Below are 21,610 nucleotides of genomic sequence, written 5' to 3' on the forward strand. Positions count from 1 at the left end.
AACAAATGAAGCCATTCAAAAAAAGCAATCTAAAGAACTTGAGCAAAAGACTTATTTTTATTACCACTTTATTACTTTTTAGTTTTTCGATACAAGCTCAGGATAAAAAAGCAAAAAATATTTTAGACCAAGTTACTGCAAAAGTCAAAAGCTACAATACTATAATAATTGATTTTAAGTATTCTTTGAATAATACAAAAGAAAACATTAATCAGGAAAGTAAAGGAAATGTTACCATGAAAGGCAATCAATATGTTTTAAATTTCATGGGAGTAACTAAAATTTATGACGGAAAAAAAGCCTATACCATTGTTCCTGAAGATGAGGAAATTACAATTTCAACGGTCAATGATAAAGATGACAATGCAATTACACCTTCTAAAATGTTAACGTTTTTCAATACTGGTTATAAGTACAATATGGATGTTTTACAAAATGTCAGAGGTAGAAAAATTCAGTATATAAAGTTGATACCGTTTAACTCTAAAGACCAAAGAAAAGAGGTGTTATTAGGAATTGATGTACAAACGAAACACATCTACAATTTGATTGAAATAGGAAAAAAAGGGACAAAAACAACATTAACGGTTAATTCTTTCAAAACCAACCAACCTTTGTCAAAAAATCAATTTACATTTGCAAGCAGTAAATATCCAAATTACTACATCAACAAATTAGATTAATTTATTAGGTGAAAATTCTCGACAAATACTTATTAAAAACATTCCTGACTACATTTACCACAGTATTTGTAATTCTTTTTTTTATATTTATACTTCAAACCGTTTGGTTATTCATAGCTGAATTAGCAGGAAAGGATTTAGATTTACTCATGATCATAAAATTCCTAGCATTTTCAATGCCTAGGATTGTGCCTTTAGTACTTCCCCTTTCGATATTACTGTCTTCCATAATGACATTTGGTAATTTAGCAGAAAATTATGAATTTGCGGCAATGAAATCTTCTGGAATTTCTTTGCAAAGAGCCATGAGAAGCTTAACGGTATTTATAATTTTATTAAGTATAGTAGCTTTTCTGTTTTCTAATAATGTGATTCCTTATGCGGAGTATAAATTTATCAATTTCAGAAAAAATATTGCACAAGTAAAACCAGCCTTGGCAATAGCTGAAGGACAATTTAGTGATGTTGGTTTTTATAACATTAAGGTAAATAAAAAAACAGGTGACAACGGAAACATCCTTACAGGTGTGACTATTCATAAAAAATCAAACGTTGGTGACGGGAGTAAAACAGTTATTAAAGCCCGAGATGGCGAATTAATAAGTAGTGAACAATCTAGCATTTTACAATTAGTGTTAAATGATGGCTTTTACTACGAAGACATAGTTCCAGAAAAATATGAGGATCGCAGTAAAATGCCTTTTATCAAAAGTTCGTTTAAAAAACATATTATCAACATTGATTTATCAGAACTTAATAATGTAGATGTCAATGACGAAAGCGTTGCGAATACTAATACTATGCTTACTGTCAATGAATTAAGCTATACATTGGATTCGTTAAATAAAAATTTAAAAAATGATATTATTTCATTTTCGGAAAATAGCAATGCACGAATACGGATTGCTGGCAATACTAAACGAAAGGAGTTCAAAATAGAAAACTCCTTTCCTGAAGATATTTTATCCTTGTACACTAAAGAGCAACAAATAGAAATTTTAAGAATAGCGACAAGTACTATTAGTAGTACCGTGTATTCAATTGATACCTCTAAAACCGAATTAGAAAATAAACAAAAAAATATCAATAAACACTTACTTGCTTTTTATGATAAGTTTGTAATTGTATTTGCATGTTTTCTAATGTTTTTTATAGGTGCCCCTTTGGGAGCAATTATTAGAAAAGGAGGATTGGGACTACCTATAGTTTTTGCAATTTTAATTTTCATAACCTTTCACTTCATAAACTCTTTTGGCAAAAGAATTGCTCAGGAAAATGAAATGTCACCTTTTTTAGGTGCCTGGTTGTCCTCGATACTATTATCCCCTTTAGCAATTATACTAACTTATAGAGCTACAAATGATATTGGATTGATAAATGTGGATGTTATTCTGGCTCCATTTCAAAAAATATTAAAAAAAATATTTCCATCACAAAATTAACAGTACAAATGACTACAAATAATATACAACTCAACACAATTGAAGAAGGGATAGAAGCTATTCGTCAAGGAAAAATTATTATCGTAGTTGATGATGAAGATCGTGAAAATGAAGGTGATTTTTTAGCAGCAGCCGAGAAAGTAACACCCGAAATGATTAATTTCATGGCCACACACGGCCGAGGACTCATTTGCGCACCATTAACAGAAAGCCGCTGTAAGGAGCTAGGCCTACATGTAATGGTAAGCAATAATACCGACCCAATGGAAACTGCTTTCACTGTTTCGGTTGATTTAAGAGGAAACGGAGTGACCACTGGAATATCAGCAGCAGATAGAGCAAAAACAGTTTTATCTTTAGCCAATTCTGATACCAAACCACATGATTTAGCAAGACCCGGGCACATCTTCCCATTGATTGCTAAACAAGGAGGCGTACTAAGAAGAACTGGTCATACGGAAGCCGCAATTGATTTTGCCAGATTAGCGGGTTTTAAATCCGCAGGTGTGATTGTAGAGATTATGAACGAAGATGGGACTATGGCTCGATTGCCTCAATTGGTAAAAGTAGCTAAGAAATTCGATCTAAAATTAGTTTCCATTGAAGCTCTTGTGGCTTATAGAATGCAGCACGACAGCCTAATTATTAAGAAAGATGATTTTGATATACAAACTCGTTTTGGTACCTTTCGTTTAAGAGCATACCAACAAACGACCAACAAACAAATCCATATTGCATTGACAAAAGGGACTTGGAATTTAGGGGAACCAATTTTAACAAGAATACACTCTTCGCAAGTCAATAATGATCTGTTAGGAACTTTGACTGATAATGCAGACCAGCAACTTGATGCCATGTTTAAAGTGATTAACGAACAAGGTAAGGGAGCTGTTGTGTTTATCAATCAAGATATGCAATCTGTTAATTTATTGAATCGTATTGGAGAGCTTAAAATTTTACAGGCTGAAGGAGAAATAAAAGCCCCAAAAATTAAAATTGACAGTAAAGACTTTGGAATCGGAGCGCAGATACTTCATGATATAGATATTTCAAAAATCCGATTAGTATCCAATACAGAGCCAGGAAAACGAGTAGGAATGATAGGTTACGGACTAGAAATAACAGAATACGTCAGTTATTAAAAAAACAATAATTTATTTATTCAAATAAATTAAATGCTAAAGTAAAGAAAATGAAACAATTAAAAATAAGTACATCTAATAGACCTTTTTTTAAAAAAAATAGATTTGTATAACCAAAAAAGATTCTTATCTTTGCACTCGCAATCAGATAATGAAAGCAATTTACTGGAGAAATGGCAGAGCGGTCGAATGCGGCAGTCTTGAAAACTGTTGACTGTAACAGGTCCGGGGGTTCGAATCCCTCTTTCTCCGCCAGTAGAAAAACAAATGGTATCAAAACCCCGTAAATCTTATGATTTACGGGGTTTTTGCTTTTACGACATATTCAAATTATTCATCTAATCTCATCTTTTAAGAGGCAAAATCGAGACCCTACAATAATTCAAAAATCAGGGTCTCGCTAAATCAACTTGAAAATTTCAAACAACCTGTTCAATGGCTAGTTTATCACTAGTCCACTATTTAAACATCTTGTTTGATATCCTTTAGAAATCTAAATTGAATACTAATTAAAAGGTTACCACTATGAAAACTAAAATCACATTACACTTCTATGCGAAGAGCACAAAAGCTAATGTTGCAGGTCAACTTCCTATCTATGTAAGATTAACTGTAGATGGAAATCGAATGGAGTTCAGTACCAAAAAATTTATAGATTCTACTAAATGGTCACCTGAGCTGTCAAAAATGAAAGGCAATACCGAGAATGCTCGTTCATTAAATGAATACCTTGATTTACTGAAATCAAAAATATTCGACATCCAAATGGAATTAATACACAGCAACGAACTCCTCACAATTGAAGTTTTTAAAAATAGACTTCTCGGCATTAAAGAACAGCAACATATGCTCGTCCCTATATTCGAAGAACACAACCGGAAAGTAGAAGAGCTTTTGGGACTTGAATACGCACCAGGAACACTAGAGCGATATAAAACCTCACTCAAGCACACCAAAGACTTCTTGCAGTGGAAATATAACGTTTCCGATATCGAAATCAATAAAATAGACCATTCTTTCATAACAGAGTATGAATTCTATTTGAGAAGTGTTCGTAAATGCGCCAACAACACGGCAGTTAAATACATTAAGAACTTCAAGAAAATAATCAAAATCTGTATTTCAAATGGATGGATAGATAAGGATCCATTTGCAAACTATAAATCAAAAATTCGTGAAGTCGAAAGAGATTACCTAACGCAAGAAGAAGTTCAGGACATCTATTCTAAAGTATTTGCAACCGAAAGATTAAACCAGGTAAAAGATATTTTCGTTTTCAGCTGCTTTACTGGCTTGGCTTATATAGATGTCAAAAACTTAACGGTATCAAACATCAGTATGGGTATCGATGGCGGGAAATGGATATTCACCCATCGACAAAAAACAGAGACAGCTTCTCGCATTCCCCTCCTCCCGATTCCGGAAGAATTAATCCTGAAATATGCCAATCACCCACAATGCATAAATGAAGATAAACTATTACCGGTTTTAAGCAACCAAAAAATGAATAGCTACTTGAAGGAAATAGCGGACGTTTTCGGCATTAAAAAAGATTTAACCTTCCACATTGCTCGACATACTTTTGCAACGACTGTAACCCTTACAAATGGCGTTCCCATAGAAAGTGTGAGTAAAATGCTTGGTCATAAAAACATAAGAACGACGCAACACTACGCTAAAATATTAGATAAAAAAGTGAGTGAAGATATGATGATTTTAAGGAACAAAATGTTAAACTGCAACAATTATAAAATTATCAATAAGACCAATTAGAAGCTCTATTATTTATAAAAAAAATAAAATATTAGCATAAAACTCGAAGACATGAAATATAACCTCAGAACAAATTATAAGAAAACAGATCATGAAATAATGCTACGTCAGGAATGCGCAATTCTTGCGAAATGATATGGCAGACTTACAATATATGTAGTTTTTATGAATTAGCTAATTGGTTCGGCAAGGAAAGTGTAGATTGTCTTTTGGCTGATAGAGAGTTTGTCGGGGGAAAATGGTTAGCGTTTTTAAACCAAAACAACATTTGGTATTACATCAGAATCAGAAATAATTTCAAAATTTATTCGTACCAAAAACAGGAAGAGATTAAGGCTTTTTGGTTGTTCAATAATTTGAAAACAGGCAATTTTTATCATTATCCGAAAACGCTATCTTTCAGGGAGTAAAACCATTGACCGAAACGGAAAAATGGAGTTTTTAATTATTGTTTCATTCAATAAACCCGAACAAACAATGGTTTATTATAAACAAAGTGGCAGATTCAAACTCTTTTTAGAGGATTAAAAAGTAGTGGCTTTAATATAAAAATACACATGTGGCCGATTTAGAAAGGCAGTCAAAATAATTAATTCTGTTTTTTTAGCATTTTATTCGGATGTTCGTGATAGTATATTAGTTTCTTTCTTTCAACATAATTCTTGCTAATATTAACTTCAATTGGAATATTATCTTTTATGAAAAAAATTTCCGCGTCAAAAAATAGTATATCGAAAACAGAGACCGATAAAATTTCTGCAATTTGAACAACTCTCGAAATTGTTAAATCAATTTCACCTCGTTCAATTTTTCCATAGCCACTAGTACTCATTTCTAATTCTGCAGAAACAAAATCACGTGTTAAGTTTTTCAGTTCTCTTATTTTTTTAATATTAATATGCCTACGAAAGTACCTCACCATTCCTTTATTAGATTCCCACTCAATCGAACATCTTCAAAATCTTTTCCTCTTAAATAATCTATTATTTTTTTGTATTTTCATCTTCACCTTCAATTTTGAATTTCACTTCATTTTAATATTATTTAAATTTTTGTCATTAATTATACTCATAAGGCTTTTGGATGAATTGATTGAACTGAGATTAATAATAGGATATCCAAAGTTTCCCTTCTAAATAGTATGTGTTTTAGCGTTTATCTTATTCTATTTCTTCTTTTTTGTGTACATTTGGACACCTAGTTATATCGATTTCAGTATGTTTTATTTTAGATATATGTTTTTAAGCATATTCCCTTTTGAATATTTGTGCTACTCATATTCAAAAAAAATCTTTTTATTCTAAAGTAAATATTATCATTATAAATTAAAAAAAAGATTTGCCAAATTGAAAATAAGAAAGATAGTTGTTGGTTTTATTTTTATGGGATTTATTGCCTGTAACAAGAAAGAGGAATCAGCATCTTTGGACGATTCAAAAAAAGTTAGTCCATTAATAGCAAGATCAAAAACTGACACTATCAATTTGTCCTTACTAGATTCTTCTAGGAGAGGTGATTTAAAATATTCTCTAGAGCAACTTGATAATACTAAGGGACTTTCCAATAGCTCTGTGAATACTATTTTTCAAGATTCTGAAAATTTACTTTGGGTTGGGACTTGGGATGGTTTAAACCGATATGACGGGACTAATTTCAAAATTTTCAGACCCGAAATTAATAAAGAAAATAGCCTTAGTAATCAGGTCATTCTTAAAGTAGACGAAGATGATTTGGGTAGGATCTGGATCTTGACAATGCACGGAATTAATCAATATAACAAAAAAACGGATCGTTTTGAACGTTATTATTTTTCCAGAAAGAATAGCCCTCCATTATCGGAATCAGAATTCAATATGGCACTTGATCCATCCAAAAAAGTCTTTTGTGCCGTAAAAGACTGGGGGATTGGTTATTTCGACGGTACGGCTTTTCAATTATTAAGTTCTAAAAATCTTCCTAGAAAATCCGTTAAAAAAATGGAATTTACATCTAAGGGCGATTTGATCGTATTGTTTGAAGATCAAGAACTTTATTCCTTGTCTATTGAGAATGCCAAAGCAAACGGAAAAATAATTTCAAAAACAGCCTTGATTTCTGTCAATATTAGAACGTTTGAAATAATGTCTAATCAGAAAATAGTTGTTATTCCGACCTCAGGGAAAGTTATATTACATTCCATGTCGGATAAAAAAAACAAGGAAATTCCAGTACAAAATATAGAAAACAGTATTGGTCATGTGCCTGAGGGTCTTGTTTTATCTAGCCATTCGGGTTATCGTATTATTGATAGTTTGGGAAATGTCTTCACTAAACCCTGGTTGAAATATCTCAAGAATCAAAAAGTGACTGCTTTGATTCAAGGGAGTGAAAATGTGATTTGGACCGGTACTGATGGGGATGGAATTTTTAAAATGTATCCGCTTAAAAAACCATTCAATCTAATTTCAAAAACACAAATTCCTGAACTGGATGGTGGTATTGTGAGGGCATTTTTAGAAATAAAGGGAAATTCATTTTGGGTAGGAACAAAAGGAAAAGGACTGTTTCGATTGGCTCCTAATTTTTATCAAAATCCGGATAAAACGTTAGAATATAAAAATTTTAACGAAAACAATAGCCTTATTAATAATGCGGTGTTTTCTTTATGCAAAGGACAAGATGGGCTTGTTTTTATAGGAACCGATGGAAATGGAATTACTGTTTACGACTTGGCAAAATCAAAATTAGTCAGTTGGTCAGAAATTCTGGGAAAGGAACAATGCCACTATTTCAAATCTGTTTATGCCATTTATCAGGATAAAAAAGGATTCATTTGGCTTGGAACGAATGGTTATGGGATGATTCGTTGCAAAATTGAGCGTTCTGGAGAAAACCTGAAAGTAAGTCAGTTTAAGATATACCAAGCTGATAATAAAGAAAAAAATGCTTTAAGCAGTAATATTATTTACTCCATAGTACCCGAGAAGGAGAACCAACTTTGGATAGGAACCCGATTGGGAGGTTTGAATCTTTTTGACAAAATAACAGAAAAATTTCAAACTTACAAAAACATAAAAGGTGATCCAAAAAGCCTATCCAATAATGATATATTGAGTTTGAAAAAAGATGGAGAAAATAGGCTTTGGATAGGAACCAGTTTTGGTTTAAATCTTTTAAATCATTTAGGAAGCGATGGCAGGGCTATTTTTAAAAGTTATACTACCAATCAAGGTCTCCCAAATAACACCATTCATGGGATTGTTTCGGATTCGAAATCTAATCTATGGTTAAGTACTAATTTTGGACTGTCCAACTTTGTTCTAGAAGAATCAAAGTTTATCAATTACACTAAAAATGAAGGCTTGCAAAACAATGAATTTGCTGATGGAGCATTTTACCAAGATCCAAAATCAGATTTTATTTTTATGGGAGGAATAAAAGGGTTTAATTATTTTCTTCCTCAAAATATAAAAGAATCCTCTGTAATTCCTGATATTTTAATTGATAAAATTAGTGGACAAAACCAAGCAGTTCCCTATTATCAGGGATTGGTTATTTCGCCTGATTCGGATACACATCCGTCTATTGTTTTAGATCATAATCAAAACTTTTTTGATATTGAGTTGGCCGCATTAACTTATATAAACAGTGAAAAATGCCAATATGCCTACCAACTGAAAAAATTTGATAAGGAATGGAATACAATCAATAACCGAAGAATTATTTCCTTTACGAATGTTCCCAGAGGGAATTATTCCCTGTGGATAAAGTGGTCTAATAGTGACGGTGTTTGGAGTGATCCGGTTCATGCAATTGACATCCGAATTAAACCCGTTCTCTGGCAATCGAATCTTGCCTTTGTAATTTATACTGTATTGGCTGTGCTTTTCATCTTGTTTGTACTTAGTTATTACAAGAAACGCCAATCTTTGAGCCAAAATATTCTTTTTAGAAAACGGGAAGAAGAGCTACATGAAAACCGCCTTACCTTTTTTACTAATATAGCCCATGAGTTTCAAACGCCTTTGACCTTGATTGTAGGTCCCATACAAAAGTTGTCTGAAACGACAAATTTGAGTGAAAAGAATCAGAAGTTTATTCAGATGATTCAGAGAAACACTTCAAGATTACTGTTCTTAACACAGCAATTACTCGAATTTAGAAAAGCCGAATATGATTATTTAGAAGTAAGTGTAAAGGAGTTTGATCTGGTGAATTTAGTAGAACAAATTGCGGAACTATTTGATGAATGGGCGCTCAGTAAAAATATTAATTACCATCTGGATATTCCGTCTGAATTGTTGGCTTGGTTTGACAAGGATAAAATTGAGAAAATAGTATTTAACCTGATGTCAAATGCATTTAAATATACTCCAGTTAATGGTAAAATTGACCTTAAATTTCATATTGAGGATGGAGATCCAAAACGATTAAATATCACGATAGTTAATACAGGAAAAGGAATTCCGCAAGAAAAATTAGATTCTTTATTTGATCGATTTTTTCTTTCTGACACAAATAAAGGAACCGATAATGATCTGTTTAGAACCGGTATTGGGCTCGCCTATATTAAAAAACTTGTTACCTTCTTGAGAGGCGAAATTATTGTTTCAAGCATTGCAAATGAAAAAACAACCTTTACGATTCTGTTACCTTGCAGCAAAGAAGTATTTAGTGAAAAAGAATTGGATACAGAGTTAAGTCCTATTTTGATTTCTCACCATCTCAAAAATATTCTGGAAGAAAATCCTAAGATATCGGATACCATAAACCCTAAAATAGCATCTCTTGCAACTCTGGAAGACCATCGTAAAACAATATTAATTGTTGAAGATGAAAAAGACATTCATCTCTTTTTGAATGAATTACTAGGAGAAAAGTATAGAATTATTGTCTCCTATAATGGCTTAGAAGCGTTGAATATTCTTGAAACTCAAATTCCGGATCTTATTATAAGCGATATAATGATGCCTTTTATGGATGGAGTGGCACTTTGTGAAAAAGTAAAAAAAGAAATTAAGACTTGTCATATTCCATTTATCATGCTTACTGCCAAAGATTCGGTTTTACAACGAATTGAAGGAATTGAAAGCGGTGCTAATTCTTATATTCCAAAACCCTTTCATCCCGATCATCTTTTAATCCGAATTCAAAAACTGCTGGAAGAAAAAGAACAAATACATAAATATTTTACTCAGGATACTCTTATCGAGAACCTCACAAATCTTCCCATAGAAAAGGAAGAAAAAGACTTTGTGAAAAAGGTAATTGAGTTAATTCGAAAAAATATTGACAACGAGAATCTTCAAAGTTTATTCATCGAAAAAGAATTAGGTATTAGCAGTTCTCAATTATATCGAAAAATAAAACAGATTTTTGGTTTTACACCAGGAGATTTAATTCGGACAATACGCTTAAAACATGCTGCAGAACTTTTGCGTAAAAATGTATTGACGGTTTCGGAAGTATGCTACCAATCAGGTTTTAATAATCGTTCCTATTTTTACAGGGAGTTTAAAAAAATGTATGATAGCACTCCAAAAAACTATCAATTTAAGTACAAAGCTAAGTACTAATTATTATTTTAAACATCTGTAAATCAATGCGTTTTTGATTCGTGTACACTTTTGATGAAATAGTGTACATAATTCTATGTGTCCTCCTGCTAATTTTATAAAATGATTTATGAATTACAAACCAAAAAACCATTAATGCATTTAATTAACCTAATTTTTATGAACATGAAAAAAAATATTCTAGTTAATAATCAATTTAATACTTTCTTATCATGAAAAAAAGTACTGTTTATACTTTGTTTTTACTTTGGACCATATTATCAGGGAGTGCATTGTATGCCCAAACCATAAAAGGGATTGTATCAGATAAAAATGGTCCCATACCACAAGTAAATGTAATCGTTAAAGGAACAACAACAGGAACGGTAACTGATATTGATGGTAGTTTTACCATTTCTACAGTGAATTCTAACGCTATCCTTGTCATTAGTTATCTTGGCTATCTAAGCCAAGAAGTACCTGTATCAGGAAGAACAGATTTAATTATTACCCTAAAAGAAGACTTGAATTCTTTAAATGAAGTAATTATAGTTGGGTACAATAGCCAAAAAAAGGCATCCATAAGTAGTGCCGTTTCTATGGTAGATATGGAGAGCCTTTCAAAAACAAAAGTACCCGATGTGGCACAAGCTTTACAAGGACAAATAGCTGGTGTTTTTGTAGCTGCAAATACGGGAGCTCCTGGTGATGGTATTAAAATTCGAATAAGAGGAGAAGGAACATTAGGAAATAACGATGTTTTATATGTTGTTGACGGCGTTTCTACTCGCGATATTTCTTTTCTTAATCAATCGGATGTGAAATCGATGACGGTATTGAAGGATGCCGCCGCAGGAGCAGTCTATGGTTCAAGAGCTGCTGGAGGAGTGGTGGTTATTACAACCAAAAGCGGACAAAAAGGGAAATCAACAATTAGTGCCGATTATTACTCGGGACTTCATTTTGCAACGAATCTCCCTAAAATGTTAAATACAGATCAATACTTAACGGTAAAAGATCAGGCTTGGCATAATACTATAGGGAATTCTTCCTCGGCAATTAGCCCTTATGTAGCAGACAGAAGCAGAAGTGATTTAGCCAATACAAATTGGCAGGATGAATTGTTTACAACTGGGATTTCAAAAAATTTCCAAGCTTCAATTAGTGGAGGTTCTGAAAATTTGCAATACTTAATTTCAGGAGGTTATTTTGGAATGGATGGAATTGTAGTAGAAAACCATGATAAATACCAGCGTGTAAATTTTAGAGCAAATATTAATGCGAATGTTTCAGATCGGTTTAATGTGGGAACTAATCTCCAGATTAGCCATGCAAAACAAGACAAATTATCTTCCAGTGGAGATGCACCAGGTATCATTCGCCATGCTTTATTGCGTTCGCCAATATTAGGGGTTTATAAAGACATTAATGATCCCACCTATTCTGCAAGCAATCCATATACGGATTTACCTTTCTATACGGGACCTGATAATGGATGGAGTCAAAATTATGAATTTACTTCAAACCCAATTGCTATAGTCCATTTTACAGATGACAAAAGAAATACGTTTCAAACATTTGGAAATGTATATGGAGAATATGCTTTCTTAAAAGATAATTCTTTAAAATTTAAAAGTAATGTGGGTGTTGATATTCAATTTACCCATAACAAAAATTTCGCTCAAAATTTTGGAGATGCTAATATCAGTGATGTCAATAATACTTATTATGGTCTGGGAAGAAATAATAGACCTAATGTACTAGATGAAAATAGAGGTCAAGGTATGACATTCACTTTTACGAACACTTTAAACTATGTAAAAACAATTAATGAAAAGCACAGCGTCAATTTATTGTTAGGTCAGGAAAGCATTACTAGCGATGCTGCTGCAATAGGCGGTAGCAGACAAAATTTTGATAACACTTCTGACTCTTTCAGATATCTTGATTATGGTGGTCAAGGTGTTTTAGATGCCGATGGGAATGTAATAAGAGCCTTTCCATATAGTTCTGGTTCAGCGAGCAATTGGGCTCTTTTATCTTATTTTGCTTCGGGTACTTATGGATTTAATAACAAATACTTTGCAACTGCTACCATGAGAGCTGATGCCTCTTCCAGATTTGGAGCCAATAATAAATGGGGCTATTTTCCATCTGTTTCTGGTGGGTGGATAGTATCAAAAGAAAATTTTATGTCTAAAATAGATTGGATTTCTAACTTAAAATTAAGAGCCAGTTGGGGGCAATCAGGCAATCAGGAAATACCGAATAATGCTTTTGAAACTCTAGTTTCAACAACAGGCGGAATAGTCAACATCATTCGATACGGGAATCCTGATCTTAAATGGGAAACTACAACTCAAACTAACTTTGGATTGGATTTGAGTATCCTTAAAAATAAACTTTCATTGTCAACGGATTACTTTGAAAAAAACACAACTGATATTCTATTATCGGTAAACTTGCCAGCGGTTTCTGTTGGTGTAATTGAAAGTACAATTGTAAATGCAGGGGCTGTAAGTAATAAAGGATTTGAACTTGGTTTAAATTTTCAGGATAATGATCATGCTTTTAAATATAATATAAATGCAAATGTTGCCACATTAACTAATAGGGTGAATAAACTTCAAACTTATGTGAAGAATATTATTGATGATGGGACCCATACAAAAACGGAAGTTGGACAAGCCATTAGTTCCTATTATGGTCTTGTATTTGACGGCATTTATCAAAACGATACTGAAATAAATACTACTTTATTTTCAAACTCAAATAATACACAGCCCGGGGACATTAAGTTCAAGGATTTAAATGGAGATGGTCAGATTAATGCTGATGATAGAGCTATTATAGGAAATCCTATTCCAAAAATGACCTATGGTTTTTCATTTTCGGGAGAATACAAAAATTTTGATATTTCATTCTTATTACAAGGGGTAGAAGGAGTGGATCGTTACAACGATTTGAAGCAAATTTTAAATTACGATAGTCGTCCATTCAACTCTATGGTTTCGGTGCTGGATAGCTGGCATGGTGAAGGGACCAGTAATACAACACCACGAGTTACTTTCAATAATAATGGAGGAGGAAATGTTTCCAGTGTTTTTGTTGAAGATGCTTCTTACCTTAGATTAAAAAATATTGAAATAGGATATACGTTTGATAGTAAGGTTATTGGAGTTAAAAATTTACGTATTTATGCTTCAAGTCAAAACCTTTTCACAATTACAAAATACACAGGATTAGATCCAGAATCAACTTCATTGATTGATAAAGGAACCTACCCTCAATCAAAAGCATTTATTTTGGGACTTCAAGTTCAACTTTAATTCAACTTTTAAAATATTAAATTATGAAAAAAATATTTATAGCATCAATCTTTATGAGCTTATTGTTTGCAGTTAGCTGCCAAGATGAGCTTACTACTGATCCCATAGGAGCAACAACTTTGAAGCAGGCAAATACTACTCCAACTCTTACTTCGGTAGAGCTTTCGGTAAACTCATCCTACTACTTACTTTCAAATAGTTTGAATCTTTTGGCACAATGGGATTGGAATGGAGGGCTTGTTTTTCAAAATGATTATGTAATGCAGGACATTGCTTCTGACGATATGGAAAAAAAATGGAATCCTGACGGAGATCAGCCTTGGATGGATGATATCAATAATTATACTTTTACTTCTACTAATGGCGGACCAAACGGATTATGGAAATATGATTATGAAGGAATCAAAAGAACTAATATTGCTATTGGTTTCTTAACAAGATCTGACATTGAGTCTGTTACGGGTATCACTTCTGAAAGAAAGAATCAACTCTTGGGAGAAGCTTATTTTTTAAGATCCTATTATTATTTTTCATTGGTGACTAATTTTGGTGACGTGCCATTAATTTTGGCTCCTGTTCAAACCTATCAAGAAGCTTTTACGAATGCCATTCGAGCTGACAAAGCATTAGTCTGGGGCAGTATTAAAGCCGATTTAGTATTGGCAAAAGGGCTTTTGCCAAATTCAAAATACAGCTCAACTACTGAAAAATGGAGAGTCTCAAAGGGAGCCGTAATCGCTCTTCAGGCCAAAGCAGCATTGTATACACAAAACTGGGCAGAAGTAATCACTCTTGTAAACGAATTGACTCCACTTGGATATAGCCTGAATGCTAATTATTTTGATAGTTTTAGCACCGAGTTTACAGATTTGGAGGTTATTTTTGCGTTTAATCATCAAGGAGGGCAGACTCCCAGAAAAGGAAATGGAATTTGTGCACCATTAGATTGGGGATTCTTTGCTCCCAGTACAGACTTTCTTAATTCCTTTGAGGTTAATGATCCCCGAAAATTATATACTGTAAATACTACAAATCGCAATGTAAATAAAATGTTAGGAAGCTTAGATGGAACGAATAAAGGCAATGATGAAGCACCTAATAATAAAATTTACATGCGTATGGCCGATGCTTTACTTTGGAAAGCAGAGGCGCTTAACGAAACGGGTGATTATTCTGGAGCGATTGCTATAATTAACCAAATAAGAGCCAGAGCCAGAACTACGGTAAATGCACTTGGTTTAGTTCCGCCAAGCGGCACATTATTAGACAGAGCTAATTCTTCTGACAAAGCAGTTGTCAAAGGCTGGTTGATTTCAGAAAGAAGAGCCGAACTCGGGTTTGAAAATCAAAGAATGCTGGATTTAAAAAGATGGGGAATTGCGAAAGCAGTTATGACCGCTCATGGGAAAAATTTTCAAGACCGACATATGTTGTATCCAATCCCTCAATCAGAAATTGATGCCTCTGCAGGTCTTTTGATACAAAATCCTGGATATTAGACAATAAAGTTTGGTTAGCGAATTAGTTAGTTAGTACCATTGAGAAGTAGTAGTTAAATACTAAAAATTACTGCTTCTTTTTTTTAAACAAATTATGAAATAACTCTTTATTCGGAATCAGAGAATCAATATAATCCAGCATTAAAAAATAAAAACATGATAAAAAGCAAAATAGTTATTTTTATTGCTCTGGCGACTTTTCAATTAGGATATGCACAAAAAGCCGCAGAACAAATTTCAATTCGTTTGGTTGATGCAATGCCTAATATGCCGACGCCCTACAAGATGAAGGATTGGAAAAAAGTAACAGCGCAACAAGATTCGCTTTTATATGATTTTAATGCTAAGGGACCACTTCTGCCATTAATTTGGTGGGATGATAATAAAGTAAATGTACCCATTCGTTCTTTCGGGATTCCAAGTTATGTTGGTGCTTCAAGAAATATGAATAAACAGTCTAGCTATGAATCATTACCCGTAATTGGTTCTGTTTTGGGTGCGTCATTGGTAGGAATTGATAAAAGTAATTACAACGGAATTGATTTTGTATCAATGTGTCGACAATTTTATAATACTAAAAACGGAGAAAATTTAGTTATGAATTCTGTTGACAGAAAAACAGGTGAAACCTTTTGGTATGATATTTTTCCAGGAATGGCGTTCAATATGCTCGTGGACCAATATCCTAAAAAAAAGGAAATCGCTGACATCATGAAATTGAATGCCGATAAGTGGATTGTCTGTATAAATAGATTATCCAAAGAAAAAAAATATCCTGATTTTAATTTCACTGCTTTCGATTTTAAAACTAACAAGGGAGTTTATAACGGTGTTTGGCATGAGCCAGATGCAGCTGCGGGTTTAGCATGGCTTGAATTTACCGCTTGGAAAAAATGGGGAGATGCTTCCTATCTTCAAGCGAGTAAATCCTGTATGGATTATTTACAAAACCGACCAGAAAAAGAAGGTGCTTATTATGAGATCATGATGCCTTATGGTGCTTACATGGCAGTACGAATGAATGCTGAATTAGGAACAAAATACGACGAGATAAAACTATTGAATTGGTGTTTTGACGGGCAAAACTCCGACCGTAATGGATGGGGTGTAATGGCTGAAAAATGGGGGCAATATGATGTTGATGGTTTAGTGGGGCAGAAAAAAGAGGAGCAATATGTTTTCGCAATGAACACCTTTTCGCAAGCGGCAGCATTGGTTCCAATTGTAAAATATAATCCTTCTTATTCTAAAACCATTGGAAAATGGATTTTGAATTTATCAAATTCCAGTCGACTTTTCTATAGCGATGAACATCCAAAAAACAGACAAACCAGTGCCGTATGGCAGGGAGATCCAAACCATGTGATTTGCTATGAGGGTCTTCGCAAAGATTTAGATCACGGTAATGGTTTTGAAGTTTATAAAGATGTATTGGCAAATGAAGGTCCTTATGCTTTGGGTGATCAGATGAAACAATATTCCTCAGCTACCGATTTGTGTCCTTATGGATCAGCTTGGGTTGGAATGTTAGCCTCAATTGTTGACACGGCAAATGTGGAAGGAATTCTGAAAATAAACTGTAATGCAACCGATTTCTTTTCTTCAAGAGCATTGCCTACGTTTTTGTTTTACAACCCTTATAAAGAAATAAAAAATGTATCCTTTAATGTAGGGAACAGTTCCGTAAATATTTATGATAGTGTATCAAAAAAATATATTGGACGAAAGGTTATTGGAAATTTTAATTTCAAATTAAATGCAAATACAGCTATGACACTCATAATAGTGCCATCAGAAATAAAAACATCCATGAAAAATAAAACACTTATCGCAGGAACAAATATCATCGATTACCATTATTAATTTTGAAGTACACTATTTAAATTAAAAACACAATTACACTATAAAAAATGATCGATATCGCAAAACGTTTTACACAAAATCCCTTATTATCACCGGCAGCTCTTCCTCCTAGTAGAGAGGGTCTAGAAATTACCTGCTTGCTTAATCCTGGAGTATTTCAATTTGAAGGAAAAACGTGGCTTTTGGTTAGAGTTGCTGAAAGACCCAAACAAAAAGAAAATATCATTTCGTTTCCAATACTAACGGAAACAGGGGCGATTCAAATTATTGAAATCCCAACAAATGATCCTGAATTAGACGCCAGTGATGCTAGAGTCATTAATTATAAAGGGGTTGATTATTTGACGACACTATCGCATCTTCGATTAGTATGTAGTGAGGATGGAATCGAATTTCATGAACCAGAAAATTATCCTCCTTTGGTTGGCGAAGGTATGTTGGAGACTTTTGGAATTGAAGATTGTCGTGTCGCTTTATTGGACGGAAAGTATTATTTGACCTTTACGTCTGTTTCTCCAAATGGTGTTGGCGTTGGTTTACGCACTACCACCGATTGGAAAAATTTTGAATCGCATGGAATGATGTTGCCTCCGCATAATAAAGATTGTGCCATCTTTGATGCGAAAATTAATGGTTTGTATTACGCCTTACACCGTCCAAGCAGTGTGGATATTGGTGGGAACTATATTTGGATTACGTCCTCTCCTGATGGTTTGCACTGGGGAAATCACCAGTGTATTATTAAAACCAGAGCCGGGTTGTGGGATAGTAAAAGAGTGGGTGCAGGTGCTGCCCCTATAAAAACAGAAAAAGGTTGGTTGTCTATTTATCATGGGGCTAACGCCTCGCATCAATATTGTTTGGGTGCCTTTTTAATGGATTTAAAAGACCCTACTAAAGTAATTGCACGAACAGAAGGTCCTATAATGGTTCCAACAACAAGTTATGAATTGAGTGGTTTTTTTGGAAACGTAGTTTTTACTAACGGACATATTGTGCAGTCAGACGGAGATACTATCACTATTTATTATGGTGCTTCCGATGAGTTTGTTTGTGGTGCAGAATTTTCGATCAAAGACATTTATTCACTTTTAAAATTTAACTAATGTTCCAGAAACTAAAAACCGAAATTGGTCATTTTAAAAGTCAGACGCACAATTTTCAAATATTAGTACTTACAAATCTGGTGTATGCCATCGTTTTACCAGTAATAGATATTTTTGTGGCTGCTTATGTAATGCGAAGTTCCAATGATCCCGTTAAGGTGGTTATTTATCAACTGACAATTTATGCAGGGATTCCACTCACTTTTTTACTAAATGGTTATTTATTAAAACACTTCAACATTAGAAAACTATATTCAGCTGGAATGATGCTCAGTGGTGTTTCTATGATGATTATGATGTCCTTGAAGACACTTGATTTAGTAGGAATAGGATTTGCTGGAATTACTATGGGATTGTCTTTTGGTTTTTATTGGTCTAACCGAGATTATTTGGCATTGGCCATAACTAATGATACAAACCGAAATTATTATTATGGTTTGGAAACTTTTTTTTACACGATTATTGCTGTTGTCATTCCGATTACTATAGGTTGGTTTATTGAATCTAGCGGGGATACCGCACAAATTCATACTGCTTATTTAATCATTACCGGAATTGTGTTTTTAGTAACTGTCATTGCCTCTATAGTTTGTTTTAGGGGGACGTTCCAAAATCCAATACAGAAAAAATATGTGTTTTTTAAATTTCACCAACTCTGGTATAAGTTGTTGTCATTATCCTTATTGAAAGGTTTGGTACAGGGTTTTCTTGTAACAGCCCCCGCCATGTTAATCATGTTATTGATAGGAAAAGAAGGAGCATTGGGTACAGCACAATCCATTGGAGCCATAATTGCAGCCGTAATTATGTATGTTATAGGAAGAATTGCAAAACCTTCAGACCGAATTAAGATATTTACAGCAGGACTCGTTTTGTTTGCTTTAGGAGCAGTGGTCAATGGATTATTATTCAATCAAACGGGTGTTATTATTTTTATTTTATTATTATTGATTGCTAAACCGCTGATGGATTTGGCCTATTTTCCAATCCAATTTAAGGTAATCGATATTGTTTCAAAAATTGAAAAAAGAGGAGAATTTGCTTATATTTTGAATCATGAGGCAGGATTATTTGCAGGTCGCTTTTTGGGAGCAGGTACTTTTTTGGTTTTGGCATATACTATCTCAACCGAAATTGCCTTACGATATGCAATTGTAATTGTAGCGGTATTGCAGTTGAGTTCTATTTTTGTCGCCAAAAAAATTATTGCAGAAGGAAATTTACTTTCTCCAGATGAACCTGAAATTGATAGTAAAGTTATGAAGGAAGTTGCAGAGAAAATTGTTTAAATACAGAATCAAAAAATAAATTTTTATTTATAATTAAATCAAACAAATAATGAATACTATTTTCAAAATCACTTTGACAAGTCTATTTTTTATCCTTTGCGTACTAAGTGGTTCAGCACAAATAAAGCAAAAAAATATTGCTCGTGTAGATCAAATGCCCAACTTGCCGAAACCATTTCAAATAATAGATTATAAGAAAATGGCGGTCCGTTTTGACAGTACCGTATATGATTTCAACGCTAAAGGTAAATATTGGCCATTGGTATGGATTGACAAGAGCCAAAATAATTTTCCTCAAGATGTTGTTGGTTTGTACACTGCTGTTGGCGATGTAAGACAAGGGCCTTCTAATAATAAAGGAATGTTTCACGAATCGTTGGCTACTATGGGAGCTACTTTAGGTGCTAGTTTAGTAGGTATTGATAAAAGCAATCAAGAGAATCGGAATCATGTCAGTATGATGAAAAATTATTTTAATACTGAAACGGGTTGGGACATTATGATGAATAATACTAGTCCAGAGGTTGCTTTGTTAGGAGGAGGTTATGGGAGAGACTGGTGGTATGATGTTTATCCAAATCTGTTGTTTTATGCTGTTTATGATCAATATCCGAACGAGCCTGGTTTTGATGTTATTGCGAGAAGTATTGCTGAAAAATTCTTCAAAGCTGATTCGATATTGAATGGGAATTATAATTATTCTTATTTTGATTACGGTAAAATGAAACCAATGAATAATAACATCTGTGCCCAACCCGATGCAGCTGCTGGACATGCCTGGGTATTGTATTCTGCTTATAAAAAGTTTGGAGATCCAAGATATTTAAAAGGAGCCAAAAGTGCCTTATCTGCACTACAATCTCAATCTATAAATCCAACCTATGAATTATTAATGCCTTTTGGTGCTTATTTGGCCGCCCGAATAAATGCTGAAGAGGGGGAAGATTACGACACTGCTAAGATGTTGGAGTGGACTTTCGATGGAACCGCCATTTGCCGGGAAGGTTGGGGCGTATTAGTAGGCAATTGGAATGGATTTGATATTTCAGGAACAGTGGGAAGTACGGTGGATCACGGAGGATATGGTTTTTTGATGAATACCTATGATATGGCTTGGCCAATGGTTCCAATGGTTCGTTACAATCAATCGTATGCCACGGCAATTGGTAAATGGATGTTGAATGCTGCCAATGCTTCTCGATTTTTCTATCCGCAATACATGCCTGATGAACATGAAACGATTCCACAATTGGCAGAGGTTACTAAAGGAGTTATCGGATATGAAGGTATAATTCAACAATCCAGTTATAAAGCGTATGAAAATTTAAAAGGGCCTGTTGCGCAAGGAGATGGTCCACTATGGGTAGCGGGTGAAAATCCTCAAGAATCTCAATTTAGTGTTTATGGAAGCGGACATGTGGGTATTTTTGGAAGTATTATTCGAGCAACAAATGTGAGTGGAATTCTACAATTAAATTTATTGGCTACCGATTTTTTTAAAGACAAAGCCTATCCTTCTTTTTTATATTACAATCCTCATAGCAATACTAAAAAAGTTATTATACAAACAGAGCAAGGAAAAAAAGTAGATTTATATAATACAGTATCCGGACGTTTTGTTGCTCGAAAGGTTTCTTCGTTGTCCAAAATAAAGATTGCCCCAGAAAGTGCTGCAGTTATTATTTGTGTCCCTTCAGGCGGAGCAATTACGTATGAAGGTTCTAAGATGTTGGTTGACGGAATTGTTGTAGATTATAATTTTCAACAAAAAAAATAAAATTTTGATAGGAAGTTTTGAATTATGACGCTCTTTTTACGGGCACCACTTTTACTAAAATTTGAATACCTAATTATGAAAAACTGTAACTATTTATATTTCAAGGTAAGTAAACTTCAAAGAGCTGATTTAAAACTGTATTATAAAAGCGAGTAAATAACTACTATAGCTTC

Annotated in this window: 12 protein-coding genes and 1 tRNA gene; 12 read left to right on the plus strand and 1 reads right to left on the minus strand. The window is 33.7% G+C overall.

Annotation, left to right across the window (positions count from 1 at the left end):
• Nucleotides 1–5: 5 nt before the first annotated feature.
• The 5 genes from EKM05_RS04350 (at nt 6) to EKM05_RS04370 (ending at nt 5,040) form a co-directional block, all read left to right on the plus strand.
• The gene (locus EKM05_RS04350) at nt 6–683 is read left to right on the plus strand and encodes an outer membrane lipoprotein carrier protein LolA (RefSeq protein WP_233590874.1); all 678 of its coding nucleotides are present in this window, start codon (nt 6–8) and stop codon (nt 681–683) included.
• 8 nt (nt 684–691) lie between these two features.
• Nucleotides 692–2,125 (plus strand): LptF/LptG family permease, encoded by a 1,434-nt coding sequence (locus tag EKM05_RS04355; protein ID WP_126553715.1) that lies wholly within the window; start codon nt 692–694, stop codon nt 2,123–2,125.
• An 8-nt stretch (nt 2,126–2,133) separates the two neighbouring features.
• Nucleotides 2,134–3,267 (plus strand): 3,4-dihydroxy-2-butanone-4-phosphate synthase, encoded by a 1,134-nt coding sequence (gene ribB / locus EKM05_RS04360; RefSeq protein ID WP_126462748.1) that lies wholly within the window; start codon nt 2,134–2,136, stop codon nt 3,265–3,267.
• 167 nt (nt 3,268–3,434) lie between these two features.
• Nucleotides 3,435–3,522, plus strand: a tRNA-Ser gene (locus EKM05_RS04365).
• A 270-nt stretch (nt 3,523–3,792) separates the two neighbouring features.
• The gene (locus EKM05_RS04370; protein WP_126553717.1) at nt 3,793–5,040 is read left to right on the plus strand and encodes a site-specific integrase; all 1,248 of its coding nucleotides are present in this window, start codon (nt 3,793–3,795) and stop codon (nt 5,038–5,040) included.
• A 589-nt stretch (nt 5,041–5,629) separates the two neighbouring features.
• Here the strand turns inward: EKM05_RS04370 and EKM05_RS14805 are convergent.
• The gene (locus EKM05_RS14805) at nt 5,630–5,962 is read right to left on the minus strand and encodes a helix-turn-helix domain-containing protein (RefSeq protein ID WP_126553719.1); all 333 of its coding nucleotides are present in this window, start codon (nt 5,960–5,962) and stop codon (nt 5,630–5,632) included.
• 424 nt (nt 5,963–6,386) lie between these two features.
• Between EKM05_RS14805 and EKM05_RS04380 the strand changes: the two genes are divergently transcribed.
• The 7 genes from EKM05_RS04380 (at nt 6,387) to EKM05_RS04410 (ending at nt 21,437) form a co-directional block, all read left to right on the plus strand.
• On the plus strand, nt 6,387–10,595 hold the full coding sequence (locus tag EKM05_RS04380; protein WP_126553721.1) for a hybrid sensor histidine kinase/response regulator transcription factor: 4,209 nt from the start codon (nt 6,387–6,389) through the stop codon (nt 10,593–10,595).
• Between the two features lie 212 nt (nt 10,596–10,807).
• Complete coding sequence (locus EKM05_RS04385) at nt 10,808–13,903, plus strand: TonB-dependent receptor (protein WP_126553723.1); 3,096 nt, start codon at nt 10,808–10,810, stop codon at nt 13,901–13,903.
• 23 nt (nt 13,904–13,926) lie between these two features.
• Complete coding sequence (locus EKM05_RS04390) at nt 13,927–15,402, plus strand: RagB/SusD family nutrient uptake outer membrane protein (protein WP_126553725.1); 1,476 nt, start codon at nt 13,927–13,929, stop codon at nt 15,400–15,402.
• A 156-nt stretch (nt 15,403–15,558) separates the two neighbouring features.
• Nucleotides 15,559–17,265: a hypothetical protein gene (locus EKM05_RS04395; RefSeq protein WP_126553727.1), complete on the plus strand. Its 1,707-nt coding sequence runs from the start codon at nt 15,559–15,561 to the stop codon at nt 17,263–17,265.
• 47 nt (nt 17,266–17,312) lie between these two features.
• On the plus strand, nt 17,313–18,371 hold the full coding sequence (locus tag EKM05_RS04400) for a glycoside hydrolase family 130 protein (protein WP_126553729.1): 1,059 nt from the start codon (nt 17,313–17,315) through the stop codon (nt 18,369–18,371).
• Nucleotides 18,371–19,660, plus strand: a complete 1,290-nt coding sequence (locus EKM05_RS04405) for an MFS transporter (RefSeq protein WP_126462724.1) — start codon at nt 18,371–18,373, stop codon at nt 19,658–19,660. The genes EKM05_RS04400 and EKM05_RS04405 overlap by 1 nt, the downstream gene beginning before the upstream one ends.
• Before the next feature lie 49 nt (nt 19,661–19,709).
• The gene (locus EKM05_RS04410; RefSeq protein WP_126553732.1) at nt 19,710–21,437 is read left to right on the plus strand and encodes a hypothetical protein; all 1,728 of its coding nucleotides are present in this window, start codon (nt 19,710–19,712) and stop codon (nt 21,435–21,437) included.
• Nucleotides 21,438–21,610 lie beyond the last annotated feature (173 nt).

It is taken from the genome of Flavobacterium sp. GSP27, from assembly GCF_003970395.1.
Lineage (GTDB): Bacteria > Bacteroidota > Bacteroidia > Flavobacteriales > Flavobacteriaceae > Flavobacterium.

Excerpts from the sequence above, each read along its gene's own strand:
- EKM05_RS04405 (WP_126462724.1), top strand. The coding sequence starts at position 18,371 with ATGTTCCAGAAACTAAAAACCGAAATTGGTCATTTTAAAAGTCAGACG.
- EKM05_RS04395 (WP_126553727.1), top strand. The coding sequence starts at position 15,559 with ATGATAAAAAGCAAAATAGTTATTTTTATTGCTCTGGCGACTTTTCAA.
- EKM05_RS14805 (WP_126553719.1), bottom strand. The coding sequence starts at position 5,962 with ATGGTGAGGTACTTTCGTAGGCATATTAATATTAAAAAAATAAGAGAA.
- EKM05_RS04385 (WP_126553723.1), top strand. The coding sequence starts at position 10,808 with ATGAAAAAAAGTACTGTTTATACTTTGTTTTTACTTTGGACCATATTA.
- ribB (WP_126462748.1), top strand. The coding sequence starts at position 2,134 with ATGACTACAAATAATATACAACTCAACACAATTGAAGAAGGGATAGAA.
- EKM05_RS04410 (WP_126553732.1), top strand. The coding sequence starts at position 19,710 with ATGAATACTATTTTCAAAATCACTTTGACAAGTCTATTTTTTATCCTT.
- EKM05_RS04370 (WP_126553717.1), top strand. The coding sequence starts at position 3,793 with ATGAAAACTAAAATCACATTACACTTCTATGCGAAGAGCACAAAAGCT.
- EKM05_RS04350 (WP_233590874.1), top strand. The coding sequence starts at position 6 with ATGAAGCCATTCAAAAAAAGCAATCTAAAGAACTTGAGCAAAAGACTT.
- EKM05_RS04390 (WP_126553725.1), top strand. The coding sequence starts at position 13,927 with ATGAAAAAAATATTTATAGCATCAATCTTTATGAGCTTATTGTTTGCA.
- EKM05_RS04400 (WP_126553729.1), top strand. The coding sequence starts at position 17,313 with ATGATCGATATCGCAAAACGTTTTACACAAAATCCCTTATTATCACCG.